Here is a 1669-nt window from a genome sequence, read left to right on the forward strand (position 1 = left end):
CAGTAAGGGCGGACGGTGGCGGTGGCCGGGAACGCGAAAGTGCCTTCTGATCTGGAACGATGGGACTTGTCTAGGGTTCCATCTGTCCGTCTCGGAAGGCACTTCCAGGGTGCAGGGTACCGGCACGCGTCCGAAGGTTGTCGTCACTGGTGGGGCTCGGGGTGTGGTCGGTCATGCCGGCACTCGGCTGCTCGCTGATCTGGCTGACAAGACCGGTTTGAGCAGCGGTTTCGTTCAGGCGTTGGGGTTGGACCGGGTGCGCCGGTCGGTGCATGAGCCGGGCCGGGTCGCGGTCGATCTGGCGGTGTTGCTGGCCGACGGCGGCGAGGCGATCGCGGACCTGGCGGTGTTGCGGCAGCAGCCGGGCCTGTTCGGGCCGGTGGCCTCGGACGCGACCGCGTGGCGGGTCCTCGACGGCATCGACGAGTCGGCCCTGCGGCGGCTGCGGGCCGCTCGCGCCGCCGCCCGGGAACTGGCCTGGGCACAACTGGCCGAGACCCGCCGGCCGCTGCCGGCAACGACGATCCTGGGCCGGGTGTTGCCGGGGTTCGTCCTGGACATCGACGCGACGATCGTGCTGTCGCATTCGGAGAAAGAAGCGGCGGCGCCGACCTGGAAACACACGTTCGGTTTCCATCCGCTGCTGTGTTTCCTCGACGCGACCGGGGAGGCTTTGGCCGGCCTGCTGCGGCCGGGCAACGCCGGATCTAACACCGCCGCCGATCACGTCACCGTCCTCGACCACGCCCTCACGCAGATCCCCGAGCAGCATCGTTACGGCAATCCGATCCTCATCCGCTCCGATTCAGCGGGCAGCAGCCACGCGTTCCTGGCCCACATCCGCAGGCTGCGTGAGCATGGCCTGGACACCGAGTTCTCCGTCGGTGTCGCGATCGGCGAGCCGGTCCGGGCGGCGGTCACTGCCGCCCGGGTCTGGATCCCCGCTCTGGACGGCGATGGCAGCCTGCGCGACGCGGCGCAGGTCACGGAGCTGACTGACCTGATCGACCCTGCCGTGCTGGCCGGATTCCCGTCCGGTACGAGGCTGATCTGCCGACGCGAGGTCCCGCACCCCGGCGCGCAGCTGTCGCTATTCGACCAGGTCAACGGCATGCGGCACCAGGTCTTCGCCACCGACACACCACACGGCAGCGGCCTGTCGATCCAGTTCCTGGAGGTCCGCCACCGCGCGCACGCCCGGGTCGAGGACCGCATCCGCTGTGGCAAGACCACCGGGTTCGGCCGGTTCCCGTCCCGGCAGTTCGCGATCAACCAGGCCTGGCTCGAACTCGCCCTGACCGGCATCGACCTGCTCGCCTGGACCCGGCACCTCCTGCTCGACGGGCCCATCGCTCTGGCCGAGCCGAAGAAACTGCGCTACCGGCTGCTGCACGTCGCGGCGAAGATCAGCCGCACCGCCCGGACCACCACCCTGCGCATCGCCGAAGGATGGCCCTGGACCGAACACCTCATCCGGGCCTTCCACCGGCTCAGCGAACTACCCGAACCCGTTACCTGACAACGAAATCCGCGGCACCAGCGACCAGGACTTACGGAGCAACCCGGCCCGCGGCCGGGCGACACCGCCTGCCCACAGCCACCATCACCAATCCCGAACCACCACGATCAATCACCGCACCAAGCACCACCGCTTAATGAAAGACGGAGG

At 68.9% G+C, this 1669-nt stretch carries 1 protein-coding gene; it reads left to right on the forward strand.

Annotated features, from left to right (window positions below; all coding sequences use genetic code 11):
* The first annotated feature begins 82 nt into the window (after positions 1-82).
* On the forward strand, positions 83-1519 hold the full coding sequence (locus AAH979_RS42865; RefSeq protein WP_346263846.1) for an IS1380 family transposase: 1437 nt from the start codon (positions 83-85) through the stop codon (positions 1517-1519).
* Positions 1520-1669 lie beyond the last annotated feature (150 nt).

It is taken from the genome of Plantactinospora sp. ZYX-F-223 (assembly GCF_039649625.1).
In the GTDB taxonomy this organism is placed as follows: domain Bacteria; phylum Actinomycetota; class Actinomycetes; order Mycobacteriales; family Micromonosporaceae; genus Plantactinospora.